The following is a 406-nucleotide window of genomic DNA, read 5'->3' as shown; positions in this document are numbered from 1 at the left end:
CAAGTTGATTTGCAAATAAATTTGCTCGTCGCATCGGCGCTCGTTATTTTTATTCTATTTTATCAATGTCATCTTTCAATACGTCAAAGAACTCTTTGTAAATGCTTAATGCATTTAGAAGTGGAGGATATGGAATTGAACCATTTAATATCCCTGATTGATTCCTCCTAGGTTTTCTTTATAATCCTATAAGGATTAGTGGAGAATATCGGAGTCGAACCGATGACCTCCTGCGTGCAAGGCAGGCGCTCTAGCCAACTGAGCTAATTCCCCAAGAAAATATATGAAATATAATAGTAGCAAAAGTGCAAGATATCCTTTATATCAAAAAACTGATAGGACAGAAATACACCAGAAAGGAGGTATTCCAGCCACACCTTCCGGTACGGCTACCTTGTTACGACTT

General features: G+C 38.2%; 1 tRNA gene. It reads right to left on the bottom strand.

Annotated features, from left to right (window positions below):
• Nucleotides 1-199 precede the first annotated feature (199 nt).
• Nucleotides 200-273 (bottom strand) — tRNA-Ala (locus tag HNS40_RS22780).
• Nucleotides 274-406: the final 133 nt, after the last annotated feature.

This window comes from Lentimicrobium sp. S6 (assembly GCF_013166635.1).
Taxonomy (GTDB): Bacteria; Bacteroidota; Bacteroidia; order Bacteroidales; family UBA12170; genus UBA12170.
The sequence above is the reverse complement of the archived record's forward strand: the minus strand, read 5'-3'. Positions and strand labels throughout refer to the sequence as shown.